At 63.2% G+C, this 14,968-nt stretch carries 13 protein-coding genes and 3 pseudogenes; 6 read left to right on the top strand and 10 right to left on the bottom strand.

The features are described 5' to 3' along the window. Positions 1-20: 20 nt before the first annotated feature. From JOF45_RS03575 to JOF45_RS03555, 5 genes and pseudogenes are all read right to left on the bottom strand, one after another. Positions 21-284 (bottom strand): annotated as a pseudogene (locus JOF45_RS03575) (integrase core domain-containing protein); the annotation flags it as partial. 4 nt (positions 285-288) lie between these two features. Then, positions 289-1,686 (bottom strand): IS30 family transposase, encoded by a 1,398-nt coding sequence (locus JOF45_RS03570; protein WP_210047978.1) that lies wholly within the window; start codon positions 1,684-1,686, stop codon positions 289-291. After that, positions 1,635-2,282: a DDE-type integrase/transposase/recombinase gene (locus tag JOF45_RS03565; protein WP_210047976.1), complete on the bottom strand. Its 648-nt coding sequence runs from the start codon at positions 2,280-2,282 to the stop codon at positions 1,635-1,637. Before JOF45_RS03565 ends, JOF45_RS03570 begins: the two co-directional genes overlap by 52 nt. A 29-nt stretch (positions 2,283-2,311) precedes the next feature. Beyond that, complete coding sequence (locus JOF45_RS03560; protein ID WP_210047974.1) at positions 2,312-2,620, bottom strand: transposase; 309 nt, start codon at positions 2,618-2,620, stop codon at positions 2,312-2,314. Positions 2,621-2,980: 360 nt separating this feature from the next. Next, positions 2,981-3,859 carry an EamA family transporter gene (locus tag JOF45_RS03555; RefSeq protein ID WP_210047972.1) on the bottom strand — a complete coding sequence of 293 codons (879 nt, stop codon included), beginning with the start codon at positions 3,857-3,859 and terminating at the stop codon, positions 2,981-2,983. Positions 3,860-3,956: 97 nt separating this feature from the next. Here JOF45_RS03555 and JOF45_RS03550 point away from each other — a divergent pair, with 97 nt between their 5' ends. Beyond that, the gene (locus JOF45_RS03550) at positions 3,957-4,874 is read left to right on the top strand and encodes a LysR substrate-binding domain-containing protein (RefSeq protein ID WP_210047971.1); all 918 of its coding nucleotides are present in this window, start codon (positions 3,957-3,959) and stop codon (positions 4,872-4,874) included. A gap of 126 nt (positions 4,875-5,000) precedes the next feature. Here the strand turns inward: JOF45_RS03550 and JOF45_RS03545 are convergent, their stop codons facing one another. After that, on the bottom strand, positions 5,001-5,987 hold the full coding sequence (locus JOF45_RS03545) for an IS481 family transposase (protein WP_210047969.1): 987 nt from the start codon (positions 5,985-5,987) through the stop codon (positions 5,001-5,003). A 402-nt stretch (positions 5,988-6,389) separates the two neighbouring features. Further along, entirely contained in the window at positions 6,390-7,550 is a 1,161-nt protein-coding gene (locus tag JOF45_RS03540; RefSeq protein WP_210047967.1) for an FAD-dependent monooxygenase, read from the bottom strand. Between the two features lie 59 nt (positions 7,551-7,609). Between JOF45_RS03540 and JOF45_RS03535 the strand changes: the two genes are divergently transcribed. Together JOF45_RS03535 and JOF45_RS03530 are read left to right on the top strand one after the other, a co-directional pair. Then, entirely contained in the window at positions 7,610-8,206 is a 597-nt protein-coding gene (locus JOF45_RS03535; RefSeq protein ID WP_210047966.1) for a TetR/AcrR family transcriptional regulator, read from the top strand. Between the two features lie 343 nt (positions 8,207-8,549). Further along, entirely contained in the window at positions 8,550-8,888 is a 339-nt protein-coding gene (locus JOF45_RS03530; protein ID WP_210047965.1) for an ATP-binding cassette domain-containing protein, read from the top strand. Here JOF45_RS03530 and JOF45_RS03525 read toward each other — a convergent pair. Then, positions 8,835-9,946 (bottom strand): IS3 family transposase gene (locus JOF45_RS03525; protein WP_210051256.1). Its coding sequence is split into 2 segments (ribosomal slippage): positions 8,835-9,676 and positions 9,676-9,946, totalling 1,113 coding nucleotides; the frame shifts between segments, so codons are not numbered across the junction. The genes JOF45_RS03530 and JOF45_RS03525 overlap by 54 nt on opposite strands. Before the next feature lie 79 nt (positions 9,947-10,025). On the opposite strand from JOF45_RS03525, the pseudogene JOF45_RS03520 reads away from it, so the two are divergent. The 3 genes and pseudogenes from JOF45_RS03520 to JOF45_RS03510 all read left to right on the top strand — a co-directional run. Beyond that, positions 10,026-11,471: pseudogene (locus JOF45_RS03520) on the top strand (ATP-binding cassette domain-containing protein); the annotation flags it as partial. A gap of 5 nt (positions 11,472-11,476) precedes the next feature. Beyond that, positions 11,477-12,082, top strand: coding sequence for a TetR/AcrR family transcriptional regulator (locus JOF45_RS03515; RefSeq protein WP_210047963.1), 606 nt, complete (start codon positions 11,477-11,479; stop codon positions 12,080-12,082). Positions 12,083-12,464: 382 nt separating this feature from the next. Beyond that, a complete protein-coding gene (locus JOF45_RS03510; RefSeq protein ID WP_210047962.1) occupies positions 12,465-13,196 on the top strand; it encodes a recombinase zinc ribbon domain-containing protein in 732 nt (243 codons plus the stop codon). A gap of 52 nt (positions 13,197-13,248) precedes the next feature. On the opposite strand, the pseudogene JOF45_RS03505 reads toward JOF45_RS03510, so the two are convergent. Next, a pseudogene (locus tag JOF45_RS03505) lies at positions 13,249-13,548 on the bottom strand (integrase core domain-containing protein); the annotation flags it as partial. A 7-nt stretch (positions 13,549-13,555) separates the two neighbouring features. Continuing rightward, positions 13,556-14,953 carry an IS30 family transposase gene (locus JOF45_RS03500; RefSeq protein WP_210047787.1) on the bottom strand — a complete coding sequence of 466 codons (1,398 nt, stop codon included), beginning with the start codon at positions 14,951-14,953 and terminating at the stop codon, positions 13,556-13,558. Positions 14,954-14,968: the final 15 nt, after the last annotated feature.

Raw genomic sequence — 14,968 nt, 5'->3', positions numbered from 1 at the left:
GGCCCGCATAACGCGTGGACCTACTTCCGGGGGCAACCCAGGGTCATCCGCCCCAGCTCCTGCTGCTTCCTCCTTCGGTGATAGGTCTTCTCGATCCAGGTGACGATCTTCATCCGCAGCTGCTGACGGGTCGCCCAGACCTCACGGTCCAGGACATTGTTCTGCAGCAGTGAGTAGAAGGACTCCATCGCTGCGTTATCCCCGGCAGCACCGACTCGGCCCATAGAGCCGATCAGCCCGTGCTGCTCCAACACTCGGGTGACTTTCTTCGCTCGAAATTGGGTGAATTCAATCGGTGGTAGCAACACTCGGTTGTTGTACTGATTCTAGATAATCTTCGAACGCTTCAGCTGGGGTTCTCCATCCCAGGGTCTTTCGCGGCCTGGTGTTGAGGGTGTGAGCGATGGCTGCGACTTCTTCAGCGCCCCATCGTGAGAGATCGGTGCCTTTGGGGAAGTATTGCCGTAGCAGCCCATTGGTGTTCTCGTTCGTGCCGCGTTGCCAGGGGCTACGTGGGTCTGCGAAATAGACTGGTACTCCAGATTCGACGGTGAACTGAGAATGAGCTGAGAGCTCTTTGCCTCGATCCCAGGTGAGTGACTTCCGCAGATGCTCGGGCAGTTCCGCAACAGTCTTCGACAACGCGTTTTTCATGGTCACTGCCCCGTACCCGGCTAAAGGAGGACCGTTCTTCTTCCGTGGGAGGGTACCGTAGCCTTGTTCGCGAGGCAGATGGACAAGCATGGTGAACCGTGTGGTGCGCTCGACCAGCGTGCCGACTGCCGAGCGATTGAGTCCAATGATCAGGTCACCTTCCCAATGGCCTGGCACGGCTCGGTCTTCGACCTCGGCGGGCCGTTGGCTGATCATGACCTTTTCATCGACATGGGCCCATGATTTCGCCTGCGCTCGGGCACGCGGGACCCGAAGGGCGCGGCCGGTGCGCAAGCAGGTCACCAATTCACGCTTCAGAGCACCACGGCCCTGAATGTAGAGAGCCTGGTAGATAGCTTCGTGCGAGATCCGCATGGACTCATCCTCAGGGAAGTCAACCTTCAGCCGATGGGAGATCTGCTCAGGACTCCAGCCTTTCACCCATCGGCGATCCCCGCGATGAGGCTTATTTCTACCCTTCCACACAGCCTCATCAGGCCCATCAATCACCTGTCCGTCAGCAGCGGTGACTTTTCCCGCCAGTCGGTCCTGAACGTAGGCCCCCAACCTGGGATTACTCACCAGCTTTGCAGTCTTGGGCCGCTGAGCGAAGACCTCCGACTTCCATTGAGCAACTGAGGCTCGATAGTCCAACTTCCCGCCTCGGGTGGCCGCGTTACGCCGTAACTCTCGTGAAATCGTAGAAGGACTCCGTCCTAGACGACGGGCTATTTCGCGAACACCGATTTCTTGGGCTCGCAGCAGAGCGATCTCCTCACGCTCTTGGAAGGAAAGGTACCGAGAAGAGACCTTCGAGGACATAAACAGCGGCATACCACCACGATTGCGGAACCATCGAGCACCAACGGCTTGAGACACACCAGTGGCCTCTGCTGCCTTCTCAGAGGTGATCCCGGTGGCGATGTGCTTCCAGAACTCTCGTTCGACCTCCTGACGATGAGACGGAGCCCCCGGCGACTTCATTGCTGAACGGCCTGTGAACTGCCGCACCCATGCTGATGGTCTTCCCATTGCACACCTCCACGATCAAGGTGTTGCGACGACCAGTTGAATACGGCTTGCGACCCTCGGTCCGAGTGAAGTACGCATCCGGCCACATTGGCGGCCCCGCGGCGGACCACCGCGTTGTTGATCGCCCGCACCGCCAGTGAGGACTTCATCCGCGAGTCAATCGCGTAACCGACGATCCGGCGTGAGCAGACATCCTTGATCGCGCACAGATACAGCTTGCCCTCAGAAGTGTGGTGCTCGGTGATATCGGTCAGCCAGACCTGGTTCGGGGCATCAGCATGGAAGTTCCGCTGCACCCGGTCGTCATGGACCGGTGGGCCCGGGCGGGTGCCTTTGCCCCGCCGCTTGCGGCTGATCACCGAAGCCACGCCCTGGGCGTTGCACAGCCGCCAGGCGGTCCTGGCGGCCATCCGATATCCGGCTTCTTCGGCCTCATCGGCGAGGTAGCGGTATCCGAACTCAGGATCCTCCCGGTGAGCATCGACCAGCGCGTTCAGTCGGTGGGCCTCGTCCCACTCTTGATCCGTCACGGGGTTGGCCAGCCACCGGTAGTAGGGCTGGCGAGCGATCTTCAATACCCGGCACGTCACCGCCACAGGGACACCATCGGTGGCGGCGAGATCGCCTACGAGCGGGTAGAGCCTTTTGACGGCAGATTCGCCTGCGAGAGATACGCTGCGGCCCGGCGCAGCACCAGGTTCTCCTGCTCTAACAGCCGGTTACGCCGGCGCAGCTCACGCAGCTCGTCCTTCTGATCACTGGTGCGGCCTTCGCGTTCACCGGCATCGGTGGCGTCCTGGCGCATCCAGTTCGTCAGGGTCGCGTAGCTGATCCCGAAATCAGCAGCGATCTGCTTCAGGCTCACACCGGCCTCGCGGTTCTTCGCGACCGCGACAACATCCTCCCGGAACTCCTCCGGGTACTTTCCTGCCATAGGGACATCCTCTCCTGCCCAGCACCAGCGGTGCTAAACATCAGATGTCACCTATCCCTGCATCAGCCCCGCGAAACTTGGAGATGAGTGTGGGACTCACGCTTTCAAGTGAGTACTCATCAAACTTCCCGAGGCCAGGCAGATACTGTTCCCGGATGAAAGCTTCGTACCTGTCCAGTCGTGTGTCTTGACTCACGGGTGTCACCTCGCTCCTCTTGTGACTGCGCTTACGGCACCCCACCCTAAAGGGGCGCTCACTGATCCGATTGAGGATATGAACTTATATGTAACATTTCTGAACACTTCGCTGACTCCTGTCGAGAGCGCTTCCTGGGTAGCTACCAATGTCATGGCTGGTTGCTAGTTCGCCAGGCTGACGATTGGCACGACTATGGCGGCGACGCCTAGTCCGAGGGCTTGGGCTCGGCTGAGACGTTCTTTGAGCACCAGAAGAGCCAGCAAGACAGGTATAGCCGGGTAGAGGGCGATAGCGATCATCACCGGTCCCAGCAGGGCGTGCCGGGTGGCGTAGAGGTAGAAGGCCATGGCCAGTGCTGCGGCGAGTCCGACGGTGGCGGCTTGGAGGGTCGCTTTCTTCGGTTGCAGGGTGCTGTTTCGCAGCCATGCCAGGGTCAGCAGGGGCAGGAGGCTGACCAGCTGTCCTGTCAGCAGTGGCTCTGCTGGCGTGCTGGAGGTGATCTGGCTCAGGGCGAAAAGCTGGGTGGCGTACCCGGCCCCGGCAATGAGGCCGTAGGAGACTGCGAAGAGATCCCTCCGTGACTCCCGGACAGAGGCATTCGGATGTGATGTCTGCTTGCTGGGTCGGCTGAGCAGCCAGATCACCGGTAGCAACATCACTCCTGCTGCGGCGGTATGCAGTTGCAACGGTTCCCCCAGGACGGTGATGGAGAGAATAAAGGGGACCGCGACTGAGACGATGCTGGTCACTGGGACCACCAGGGAGATGCTGTGCTTGCGCATTCCCTCATAAAGGGCTGCGACTCCTATTCCTGCACCAATCCCGGAGAGCACCGCCCATCCAAAGTCCTGGTCACCCATCGGCTCCAGTTCTCCCTGGGTCCAGAAGATGCTCAGCGCCCACCCCAAGAAGAACATTGCGCCGCCTGCTTGTGAGTAGACGGCAACACTCATCGCGGGGATACGACGAGAGAGCACCCCATTGAAAAAGTGAGAGGTGCCGAACATGATCGCAGCGAACACCCCTAAGAGCTCACCCACGGCACCCCCCCCTTTTTCTCATCTCGCTGGCCTCTTCTATCAGGTCTGGCCATCCTCCCTGCACCCAAGCGTTGAGGTCTAGTTCCACTTATGCACAATGACCATGTACTTTGAGTGCATGTTGGATCGCAGGGTGGAACTTTTGCGCATGGTCGCTCACGTCGGCACGGTTACCGCTGCTGCCCATGCTCTGTACCGCAGCCCCTCAGGGGTCTCCCGTCAGCTGCAAGAACTGGCCAAAGAACTCGGCGTGGAGCTGCTTGAACCTGAAGGCCGCCGGGTGAAGCTCACCCCGGCAGGCCGAACCCTGGTGGACTACGCCGATGCCACCCACCACAGATGGGAAGAAACCCGTACCGCGCTTGTGGCCGCTGAAGGTCTAAGTGGGCTGGTCACCGTAGTCGCTCACCCCTCTGCGGTGACGTCCCTGGTAGCCCCGGCCCTCCGATCTCTAGAAGATGAGCACCCAGGAGTTGAGTTGCGGATCATCGAAGACCAGCCCCCGCAGAGCTTCCACCGGCTGATCACGACAGAGGCCGATATTTGCCTAGCCGCCGTCGAAGAAGGAGTGCCGCATCGCAACGACCCCCGCTTCGATCAGCGCGAGTTGGCCAGAGAACCCATTGACGCTCTGCTGCCTTCATGCCACCGGCTTGCAGACAAATCGACTCTTGCGCTGAGGGATCTCGCCGAAGAGTCGTGGATTATCCCTGCCCCAGGGCAGGCCGGACATCATGAAGTGCTCACCGCCTGCCAATCAGCAGGCTTCACCCCATCAACGGTTCATTACGCCCGGGAATGGTCCACCGTCGGAATGCTGGTCCAAGCAACCGGGGCAGTGAGTCTCACCTCACGCTTCGCCCCGCTGCCGAACACCGGCGCAATCAGGATGCCACTAGATGGCGATCCAGCACCGGCCCGGCAGCTGATCCTCGCCACCCGAGCCGGAGCAGAAGGCGGCCCCATAGTCACAGCCATGGCAGAGGCGCTCGACGCGCAGGCCGCCTCGGAGTAAGCTCCCGAAAACGTTGAGTACTGGTCAACGATGACGTTGCTATCTGTCCGATAGACGTCCCGAATCACGCGTGAGTAATGTCCGGGTATGGCTGTTGCGATGCATCTATCACCGGTCCGTCCATCCCTAGCTGTACTGACCGGGGACGTTGATCAATCGTGAGAAGGGCGGCTGGTTGCCGCACGCTGTGTGTGGGCGGTGCTGGTTGTACTGGTGGAGCCAACCGGCGAGGGCGTCGCGGCGTTCCTGCTCGCTGGTATAGCAGCGGGCGTAGGCCCACCCGTCTGCCATAGTCCGATGGAAGCGCTCTACCTTGCCGTTGGTCTGCGGCCGGTACGGGCGCGTCCGCTTCGGCGTGATCGACAGGGCCTCGCAGGTGTCGCGCCACAGGTGTGATCGGTACGCGCCGCCATTGTCCGACAGCAGGCGCTCGATGGAGACGCCGCGGCCGGCGAACCAGTCGACGGCGCGGTGCAGGACGGCGACGGCGGTGATGGCGGTCTCGTCGTCGTGGACCTCTGTGTACGCAACGCGGGAGTGGTCGTCGATGACCGTGTGCACGAACGCGTAGCCGAGAATCGGGCCGCCATACTGGTTACGTGGCTTCCCCGGCGTGGCGGCACGGTTCTTCTCGCCTTGTCGGCGGCCGACGTAGCGCCAGCCGCCGCCGTCGGGGATGTTTCCAATCTTCTTGACGTCCACGTGCACCAACGAGCCAGGGTGGGAGTGCTCGTAGCGTCGGATTGGTTCACTGGTCGCGCGGTCGATGTACGAGAGCCGATGGAGCCGGGCGCTACACAGAATGCGGTGGACTGTCGACGGTGCGATGCCGAGCCGGGCTGCGAGCTGAACGGGCCCTTCTCGCAGCCGCATTCGCAGGCTGATGCACCGCTTCGTCACTGCCCTGGACGTCTTATTGGGGGACGTCTGGGGGCGTGACGACCGGTCTTCCATTGATTCGCCCGCGAGATAGCGGTCGACCCACCGTTTCACCGTCGGCCAAGACACCTGGAACCGGGCGGCGACCTCGCTGATCGGCCACCTCTCCTCGACGACGAGACGGGCGACCTTCAACCGATGCCGGGGTGTGAGAGCTGCGTTGCTATGAGGCATTTATGTGTCTTCCTGGGAGTGGTCGCCCAGGAAGACCTCGTGGCCTCTCAGGCGGCCGGGGTGGTGTGGGATTTAGGTGCGGGTCCACATCAGCACCTCGTAGATGGTTACTTCAGTGCGCGTCTACAAGTCCCCGTGAGGACCCGCAATCTGGCTGCGCCGCTTGGTTACCGGTCGAGACACCTTCTCGCTGGCGTACGCGGCCTGGCGGGGGCTGGCTCGATGCGCCCGATCGTCGTCCTGGGGTGCAGCCCAGGCGCGGGTCGCCCAATGGAGCGCGGGCAGCAGCGCCCAGTTGAGAAGACATTCCTGATCCCGGGTGGGAGTGCAGGTTCCGGTAAGTGCGCGCTTAGGCTCCTGGGGTCGGGTCAAGTCCAGCGGGCTCGGACGCCTACCCATGGCTCACGCCCCGGGCGGTGTCCAGGACTGTAGCCAGGTGAGCTGTCGACGAAGTGCAGCCGGGGGCGTAACCGCAAGGATCGCGTTCCTGACTCGACTCGTTATGGGCCCGCCGGAATGCGCAAGCTTGCCGACCAAATGGGACTGTCGCGCGATCCTTTGACTACGGGGTCTGCGCAGCGCGTCGTACCTGCCCAGCGCGCGCGTCAGCGTTTCCGGGTGCGGACGCTCGGCGGCTGCCAATGGGGTCAACAGTGCGACGAGGGTCGCGGCGTCCTCCATGGCCTGGCCTCCGCCCTGTCCGAGGTTCGGCGTCATCGCGTGAGCGGCGTCGCCCAGGAGCACGATGCGGTCTCGCACGTAGGTCCGCAACCGGCCGCCAAGCTCCTCGATGGGCAGAAACTGAACGCGATCGACGGACGTGGAAGCCACGAGGTCCGCGATCGGCGCGTGCCAGGTGTCGAAGGTGCGGTCGAGCGGCGTCTCCGCGCGAGACCGGCTCGGCTCGGGCACGGACGCGACGGCGAACCAGTACACACGCCCGTCTTTGAGCGGCGCGACTCCGAAGCGTCTTCCGACACCCCACGTCTCCCCCGCTTCCCCACCCAAGTCTACCGGGCGTTCCGTGATGCCTCGCCACGTCGAGTACCCCGCGTAGACGATGCCGGGATCCTCGGGCCACTGACCCCGAATAGTGCTGCGCAGCCCGTCGGCCGCGATCACCAAGTCGAACCGATCGACCTTTTCGGACCCATCAGCGGCGGCATGACGCACCGTGCCCTCCTCGGAGGCTGACACGACACGACGCCCTGCAACCAGCGTGCACGGTGCAAGGGACGACGTCAGCAGCCCGTGTAGCGCCGCGCGGTCAACCACCCTCAGCTCCGTCAGCGCGTCCATCGGATACACCGACAGCCACGAGCCGTCCGGCCTGCGCTGCCCGCCGCGGAATGACCGCGCTTTCGCGTCAGTGATCGAACGGATGCCATCACCGAGGCCGAGGGAGTCCAGAGCGTGTACAGCGTTGCCGAAGAGAGACAGTCCCGAACCACCGGGGCGGAGGTCGCGTGCCCTCTCGAACACCACGACATCCGCGCCCGCCCGTTGCAGCCCGATCGCGGTGCACAGGCCACCGATCCCGGAGCCCACCACTGCTACTCGCATCAAACCCTCCTCTACAGATGTATAGGTCATCGACGACTCTACACCTGTATGGTGCGAGTGTGCCCTTCCCAATCGCTTCCGACTCTCCGCGGCGGCAACTCATCGCCGATGCCGGGGTGCGCATCATCGCGAGTCAGGGTCTTCGCGCCCTCACGCACCGGGCAGTCGACGGGGCCGCTGGGATCGCCGAGGGTGGAACGTCGTACTACGCACGGACTCGGCACGCACTCCTCGAGCTCATCGTCGACGAGCTCACTGCGCGGTCCATCGCCGACGCGGAGAACGGGGTCCGCACGCTGCGCGATCAGTTCCCCGGCGGCTCCTCGCTCGATGTAGAGGTGCTGGCTCACGCCATCAGCGAACTGATGGATTCACTCTGGGCGCGGAGCGACGACATGCGTGCCCGGTACGCGCTACTGCTCGAGCTCGATCCGCTCGATCCTATTCGCGAGCGGCTGGCGCAGCGATCGGACGTCCGCCAAGCAATGTTCGACGAGACGTGCTCGATCTTGCAGCGGGCAGAGATCCGCAACGCCCCTGTGCGAGCGATCGAGCTTCTCGCACTGGCCGACGCGCTGCTGATGCGCCGCGCCGTCACGCAAACCGACGCTTCAGACGCGCCAATCCTCGAGGGGTATCTGCGCGGAATTGCGTGATGACCACCCTCCTGAAGTGTTCACAGCTGTGGGAGATGGTCCTTATCGCAGCGTGACCGCACAGTACGTCAATGGCCGCTTGCCCCGGTCGCGACCAAGACTGGCATCAACAAGGTTGCGAGTACGACCGGCGAGACTCAGGCCTTGACGCGAATACTAACACTCCTGCAATCGTCGACTAACTGCAACTAGCGACAGTCCTTCGATCAACGTGTCCGGTCAGTACAACTAGCTGGCGTGTCCTCGAGCTGATGCTGGGCCTGCCAAGCGAGGTGTTGGACGGCGAGGCACCTGCGTTGTCAGCATAGACATCTATTTATCACACGTGTGATATTTTTGAATCATGGTTCATCTTGATGTCGCTTCGGTGGCGTACACGCTGGCAGATGGTCGGCCGTTGCTGCGTGACGTCTCACTCAGGCTGGGTGCGGGTGAGCGGGTAGCCATCATCGGCGCGAACGGCGCCGGGAAGAGCACGCTGCTGCGGATTGTCACTGGCGCACTCTCACCGGACTTCGGCGCGGTGGCTCGTAACGGCAGCTTGGGTGTGATGCATCAGTTCATCTCGGGCGCGACAGTTGGGTTGCCCCCGGAAGTAGGTCCACGCGTTATGCGGGCCGCGGTTTCTTCAATGGGTACAGATTTCAGCATACTCAGCCGGGCTGCGGTACCCGAGCGCTGAGTGGCGCCGGATGGTGTTGTATTCCTTCTTCCAATCCGTGATGATCACCCGAGCATGGGTCAAAGACCAGAAGCTGGTGATGTTCAGGCACTCATCCCGGATCCTGCTGTTGAAGGACTCCACGTACCCATTGCGCCACGGCGCACCCGGCGGGATGTAGTGGATCCCCGTGACCTCCCCGGCCCAGTCGGCCATCGCGTGGCAGATCAGCTCCGGGCCGTTGTCACACCGTAGGACCTCTGGAAGCCCCCGGTCAGCGGCGATAGCGTCGAGGTGGGCGGTGAGGTCATCACCGGTGATGCTGCGGGCCACGATCCCGCCCAGGCATTCGCGAGTGTGCTCATCGACGATCGAGGCGATCTTGATCGCCCGGCCCGTCTCATCGGCGTCGAATTGGAAGTCCACCGCCCACACCACATTCGGCGCGTCCGCCTGCGGGGCTTCCGCGGTGGAGGACCCCACGCGTTTGCGTCGACGTCTCACCGGAACCCGCAGGCCCTCTTCACGCCAGAGCCGCTGGACCTTCTTATGGTTGACCGCCCAGCCCTCGGCTCGGGCATCATGATAGGCCCGCCGGTAGCCCCAGCGCGGGTGGTCCTTTGCATAAGCCCGTAGCCAGGCCCGCAGCCCAGCATCAGGATCACCAGCGTTCTCAGACTTCAGTGCCCGGCGGAAGGCGGATCGGGCAAGCCCGGCCAGCGCGGTGGCTCTGCGTTCACTGATGCCCATGGTGGCCATCAGGTGTCGCGCAGCTGCTCGGCGCCGGTCCGGGCTTAGAAGTTTCCCTCCGCCAGCTCCTTCAGCGCGGCCTTCTCCAGCTCCGCCTCGGCCAGGAGCTTCTTGAGCCGGTCGTTTTGCTTCTGAAGTTCCTTCAGCCGTTTGGCGTCTTCGGCTTTGAGCCCGCCGTATTGGTTCTTCCACCGGTAGTAGGTGGCCTCGGTGACTCCCAGTTCGCGGGCGGTGGCGGCGACGTCGTGGCCTTCTGCCTGGAGCTTCTCAGCGTCTTGGAGCTTCCGGATGATCTGTTCCGGGGTATGGCGTCTTCTCTTGCTTGTCATGGTCACACCAGTTTTCCTGCCCGGAGCGTCGGGCGCTAGTGCGACTCTCATAACTCGTGGACCGAAATTAGGGGGTCATGCCACAGTCAGTGAACTGTTGCTGTCGGTCGCGCAGCCGGTGGTCCGCGATGCTGCCGTGCGGCTGGCACGCGCCGAGGCCGTGATGAACGAACGAGGTACCGCCCAGTCGCAGATGGCGTTCGCGTCGGCGGTCGCCACATGGGGCGAGGTGGGCGGCTATGATGCCGAAGTCTTGTGGGACGTCTGCACTGTCGCCGCCCTCGGGGTGCCGTTCGAGCGGTGTCGCGATCGGTCATTGTCCACGCTGTCGGGTGGTGAGCAGAAGCGGCTTGCGTTGGAGGCGCTGCTGCGCGGGCCAGACGAGCTGTTGCTGCTGGATGAACCGGACAATTCCCTGGACGTGCCGGGAAAACGCTGGTTGGAAGATCAGTTGCGCGCGACGGGCAAGGGTGTGCTGTACGTGAGCCACGACCGTGAGTTGCTGGCACGTACGGCGACCTCGATCGTGACACTGGAGCTGGGCGCAGCGGGCAACACTGCCTGGACGCATCCGGGCGGGTTCGACACCTATCACCGAGCTCGGGAGCAACGGTTCGAGCGTTTGGACGAGCTACGCCGCCGCTGGGACGAAGAGCGTGCGAAGCTGCGTTCGCTCATGCTCATGTACAAGCAGAAGGCTGCTTACAACTCCGACATGGCTTCCCGGTATCGGGCGGCGCAGACCAGGCTGGCGCGGTTTGAGGAGGCCGGGCCCCCGCAGGAGCAGCCTCGCGAGCAGCGCCTTCAGATGCGGCTGCGTGGTGGGCGGACCGGCAAGCGGGTGATGAGCTGCGAGGCGCTGGAGCTGACGGGTTTGATGCGTGCGTTCGATTTCGAGGCGTACTTCGGTGATCGGATCGCGGTGCTCGGCTCGAACGGGTCGGGTAAGTCGCACTTCCTGCGCCTGCTCGCGGCCGGGGGCACCGACCCTGCACCAGACCAGGAGCCCGTGACCGATGCGAGTATCGAACCCGTGCCGCATCAAGGTGCAGCTCGGCTCGGTGCGAGAGTACGCCCGGGATGGTTCGCCCAGAATCGCAATCGTCCCGACCTCGCCGGCCGCGCACTGCTGGACATCCTGCATCGAGGTGATGAGCACCGCACCGGTCTTCCGCGAGAGGACGCCTCGCGGGTGCTTGCTCGCTACGAACTGGCGAAGTCCGCAGAGCAACACTTCGGCTCGCTTTCGGGCGGTCAGCAGGCGCGGTTCCAGGTGCTGCTGCTGGAACTCGGCGGAGCGACGATGCTGTTGCTGGATGAGCCGACCGACAACCTCGACTTCGTCTCCGCCGAGGCCCTCCAGCACGCCCTTGAAGCGTTCGAGGGCACGGTTCTTGCAGTGACTCATGATCGTTGGTTCGCACGCGACTTCGATCGTTTCCTCATCTTCGGAGCCGACGGGGACATCTACGAAAGCACCGAGCCCGTGTGGGACGAGGTCCGCGTCGCCAGGGAGAGGAACTAGGAGTCATGCCCGCACGGATCGACCCGGAGCAGCGTCGTCAGCAGGTGATCGAGGCGGCATGCCGCCTCGTGGTAGCCGAAGGCATCGAGGGTGTCTCGCTGCGGAAGGTCGCCGACGAGTCCGGCCTGAACATCGGCTCGGTGCGACACTACTTCGACGGCCACCACGACCTGCTCACCGCCGCAGCGGAGGAAGCGGGCGCTCGGATGGGTCACCGTCTCGCCGCCCATCCCCTCGAGGGACTGCGCGAACTCACAGGTGAGGCGGCGCTCGACGCCCTGCAATCCGTAGTCGAGACAGTCCTGCCGGTCGACGAACCACGTCGTGACGAGGCGATCGTGGTAGTCGAACTAATCATGGCCTCCCGAACGATGCCGGTGTTCCGCGTGATGTCCGAGCGCATGGCAGCCGACCTTGCCGCCGTCTTCCGCGACGCACTCGTCTCCCTCGACGTGCCGGATGCTGACCTCGCCGCGGCACAGCTCACCGCCGTGACCGGCGGGCTGACCCTGGATACCGTGACCCCGCACGGTGGCCTGAGTGTTGAACGCTTGCGAGCCGTCCTGCGGGCACACCTGCGGATGCTGCTCGCGAGTGCGCGCCACGGGTGACGCGCATGCCTGCATGGTTGATCACGCTGCTCGCCGCAGTGTTCGTGGTCTACACGTACGACAACGTGTTCGCCGGGACCCCGCCCCGAACTCGCCGCTGACCTCGGGGTAACCGAGGGTCAGGTTGGATAACTGGTCACCGTTTTCTCCGTCACAGTCGCCATCGCAGCACCGGTCGCGGCAGTCGTTCTCGCGGACGTGGCTCGGCGAAGACTGTTCACGACCGCGTCGCTTGTCTTCGCCGCCGAGAACGTCGCCGTCACGGCCACCGATTCGTTTGGCATGTTGACTGTGCTGCGCGTGGCCGCTGCATTGGCAGCTACCGCGATGACCTCGGCACTGTTCGCGTTCACTGTCCGCCAATATCTGGTATCGGGTCCAGATGGTGCTTCATGCCAAGCAGGCTTTCGGGGAGAAGACCCAGTCCCACGAGCACTACGTGAAGGGTTCGGTCTTCTGCGGTCAGTGCGGCTCCCGGCTGATCGTGACCATGGCCCGCAGCCGGCGAGGGGTGATCTACCCGTACCTCATCTGTGCTGGCCGGCACTCCAAGTGCACCAACTGCGAACAGAAATCCATGTTCATCCCCGATGTCGAACGCGCAGTGGAGGACCACTATCGGCGGGTGCAGATACCTGAGCACGTGCTCGCCGCGCTGCGGGATCTGATCACCGCAGAGTTCGACCGGCTCAGCGCCACCAGCAAGCAGGAACGTCAGGCATACCAACATGAACGTGATGATCTGCTGGATGAACGGGTCAAACTGCTCCAGGCGCACCTGGACGACTGCCTGGCCCTGGCGAAGGACTGCCACGCGATCTACACCAGCATCGATGACTCGCTGCGCCGGGTCGCGAACCAGGCCTTCTTCGACAAGCTCTACGTCACCGAGGCTGACACCGTGGACGGGGAACCGGGGGGGCCGTTCAACATCATGTTCAACCCCGAAGTCCAGGCCACCGCACTACGCCGTCAGACGGAAGGAGACCTCAGTAGGACTCGAACCGGTGATGTCGGCGGTTCGAACAACGACGATCTGGTGGGCCCTGCGGTGTCTGGTTTCAGGACATCGTTCCGTCCTGTCCGAGGTGTGTCAGAGATAATGCACCAGTGAGCGGGTTTAATACCCAACCAACGAGTGAAGCGCCCTGGGTTTCGTTCCGTGGTTAGACGGTCGCGGGCGCGGTCGTCGTGGTGTGAGTGTAGGCCGCTTCGACTGCCGCTGGAGTGCGGTAGTCGAGCGCCTCGTGGAGCCGGGTCGTGTTCCACCAGTGGACCCAGCCCATCGTCGCCAACTCGACTTCGCTGACCGAATCCCAGATCCGCTTCGAGTAGATCAGTTCCGTCTTGTAGAGACCGTTCACGGTCTCGGCCAGGGCGTTATCGTAGCTATCGCCAACGGTGCCGACTGATGCTTTCACCCCCGCTGCGATGAGAGCGTCCGAATAGGCCAGTGAGACATACTGGCCGTATTCAACTGGTCGTCGCAACAGTGTGTTGTTGGACTGAGCGTAGTTGATCGGCGAACGCCTCGGCGGGAGTGCGCCACCCCAAGATCCCGCGTGGCCGGTTGTTCATGGCGGTGGCGATAGCTGCGATTTCGGTGGCGTTCCACCTGGAGAGGTCAGTGCCTTTCGGGAAGTATTGCCGAAGCAGACCATTGAGGTGCTCGTTGGAGCCACGCTGCCAGGGACTCTTCGCGTCAGCGAAGTACACCGGCAGCCCAGTCTCTTTCGTCAGCAGCGCATGTGCCGAGAGCTCTTTGCCGCGGTCCCAGGTCAAAGAACGGCGCAGCTGCTCAGGCAGATGGGTGATCGACTTCGCCAGAGCGTCTTTCATGGTCAACGCCCCATACCCCGCCAGTGCCGGGCCGTTCTTCGTTGGTCGAATTTGCCCGTACCCGGCCTGGCGGGGCAGGTGGACCAGTATCGCGTAGCGGGTGGTGCGCTCGATCAACGTGGCCACGGCCGAACGCTTCAGTCCGATGATCAGGTCACCTTCCCAGTGGCCGGCGATCTTGCGGTCCTCGACCTCCTTGGGGCGTTTCTGCAGCACGGTCTCGGCAGTGACATGAGCCCAGGCTTCCTGCCGTGTGCGGGCCCGGGGCATTCGCTTGGTGCGACCTCGGCGCAGGTGCCAGGACTGCTTCCGGGCAAGCCCGCCGCGGGATTCGACGTAGAGGGCCTGATAGATCGCCTCATGAGAGATCCTCATGGTCGGGTCATCGGGGAACTCCAGTGGCAGCCGCTTGGCAATCTGCTGCGGACTCCAGGCGGTGACCCATTCACGGTCCCCACGGTGGGGCTTGTTCTTTCCATCCCAGGCCGGGCCCTCGGGGCCGACAACTTCACCTTCGGCGGTGATGATCTCACCGCTGAGCTTGTCTTGGACGTACTGGCGCAGCCGGTCGTTGGTGACCATCTTCGCGGTCTTCGGACGGCGGGCGCGCCGCTCAGCATGCCACTGAGCAATCGAGGCCTTGTACTCCAGCTGATAGGTCCTGGTCGAGGCGTTACGCCGTAGCTCCCGTGAGATCGTCGATGGGCTACGCCCCAGCCGACGGGCGATCTCACGGACCCCGCTGTCTTGGGCTCGCCATAAAGCGATGTCCTCCCGTTCAGAGGAGGAGATATACCGTCCGGAAACAGTCGAGGCCAAGTGTGGATTCACGCCACCAGCATGTCGGAACCAACGGTGAGCTACAGGCTCGGAGACACCGGCGGCTTCACCGGCCTCTCGGGTCTTAGCTCCTGCAGCGATGGCCTGCCAGAACCGCACACGGTCCTCGCGCCAAGCCACCGTTGGGCGCCCAGGAGAGACGATCTGACCGCGATATTCCCTTGCCCTCTTCTGCCTTGGGCCAATGCCCATCGAACACCTCCATCA

Source organism: Nesterenkonia lacusekhoensis, assembly GCF_017876395.1.
Taxonomy (GTDB): domain Bacteria; phylum Actinomycetota; class Actinomycetes; order Actinomycetales; family Micrococcaceae; genus Nesterenkonia; species Nesterenkonia lacusekhoensis.
Note: the sequence above shows the minus strand (reverse complement) of the source record. Positions and strands in the feature narration are given on the sequence as shown.

Coding starts and splice junctions, on each gene's coding strand:
- JOF45_RS03540 (WP_210047967.1), bottom strand. CDS start 7,550: ATGCGAGTAGCAGTGGTGGGCTCCGGGATCGGTGGCCTGTGCACCGCG.
- JOF45_RS03570 (WP_210047978.1), bottom strand. CDS start 1,686: ATGGGAAGACCATCAGCATGGGTGCGGCAGTTCACAGGCCGTTCAGCA.
- JOF45_RS03545 (WP_210047969.1), bottom strand. CDS start 5,987: ATGCCTCATAGCAACGCAGCTCTCACACCCCGGCATCGGTTGAAGGTC.
- JOF45_RS03560 (WP_210047974.1), bottom strand. CDS start 2,620: ATGGCAGGAAAGTACCCGGAGGAGTTCCGGGAGGATGTTGTCGCGGTC.
- JOF45_RS03530 (WP_210047965.1), top strand. CDS start 8,550: ATGGTTCATCTTGATGTCGCTTCGGTGGCGTACACGCTGGCAGATGGT.
- JOF45_RS03510 (WP_210047962.1), top strand. CDS start 12,465: ATGGTGCTTCATGCCAAGCAGGCTTTCGGGGAGAAGACCCAGTCCCAC.
- JOF45_RS03550 (WP_210047971.1), top strand. CDS start 3,957: ATGACCATGTACTTTGAGTGCATGTTGGATCGCAGGGTGGAACTTTTG.
- JOF45_RS03515 (WP_210047963.1), top strand. CDS start 11,477: ATGCCCGCACGGATCGACCCGGAGCAGCGTCGTCAGCAGGTGATCGAG.
- JOF45_RS03500 (WP_210047787.1), bottom strand. CDS start 14,953: ATGGGCATTGGCCCAAGGCAGAAGAGGGCAAGGGAATATCGCGGTCAG.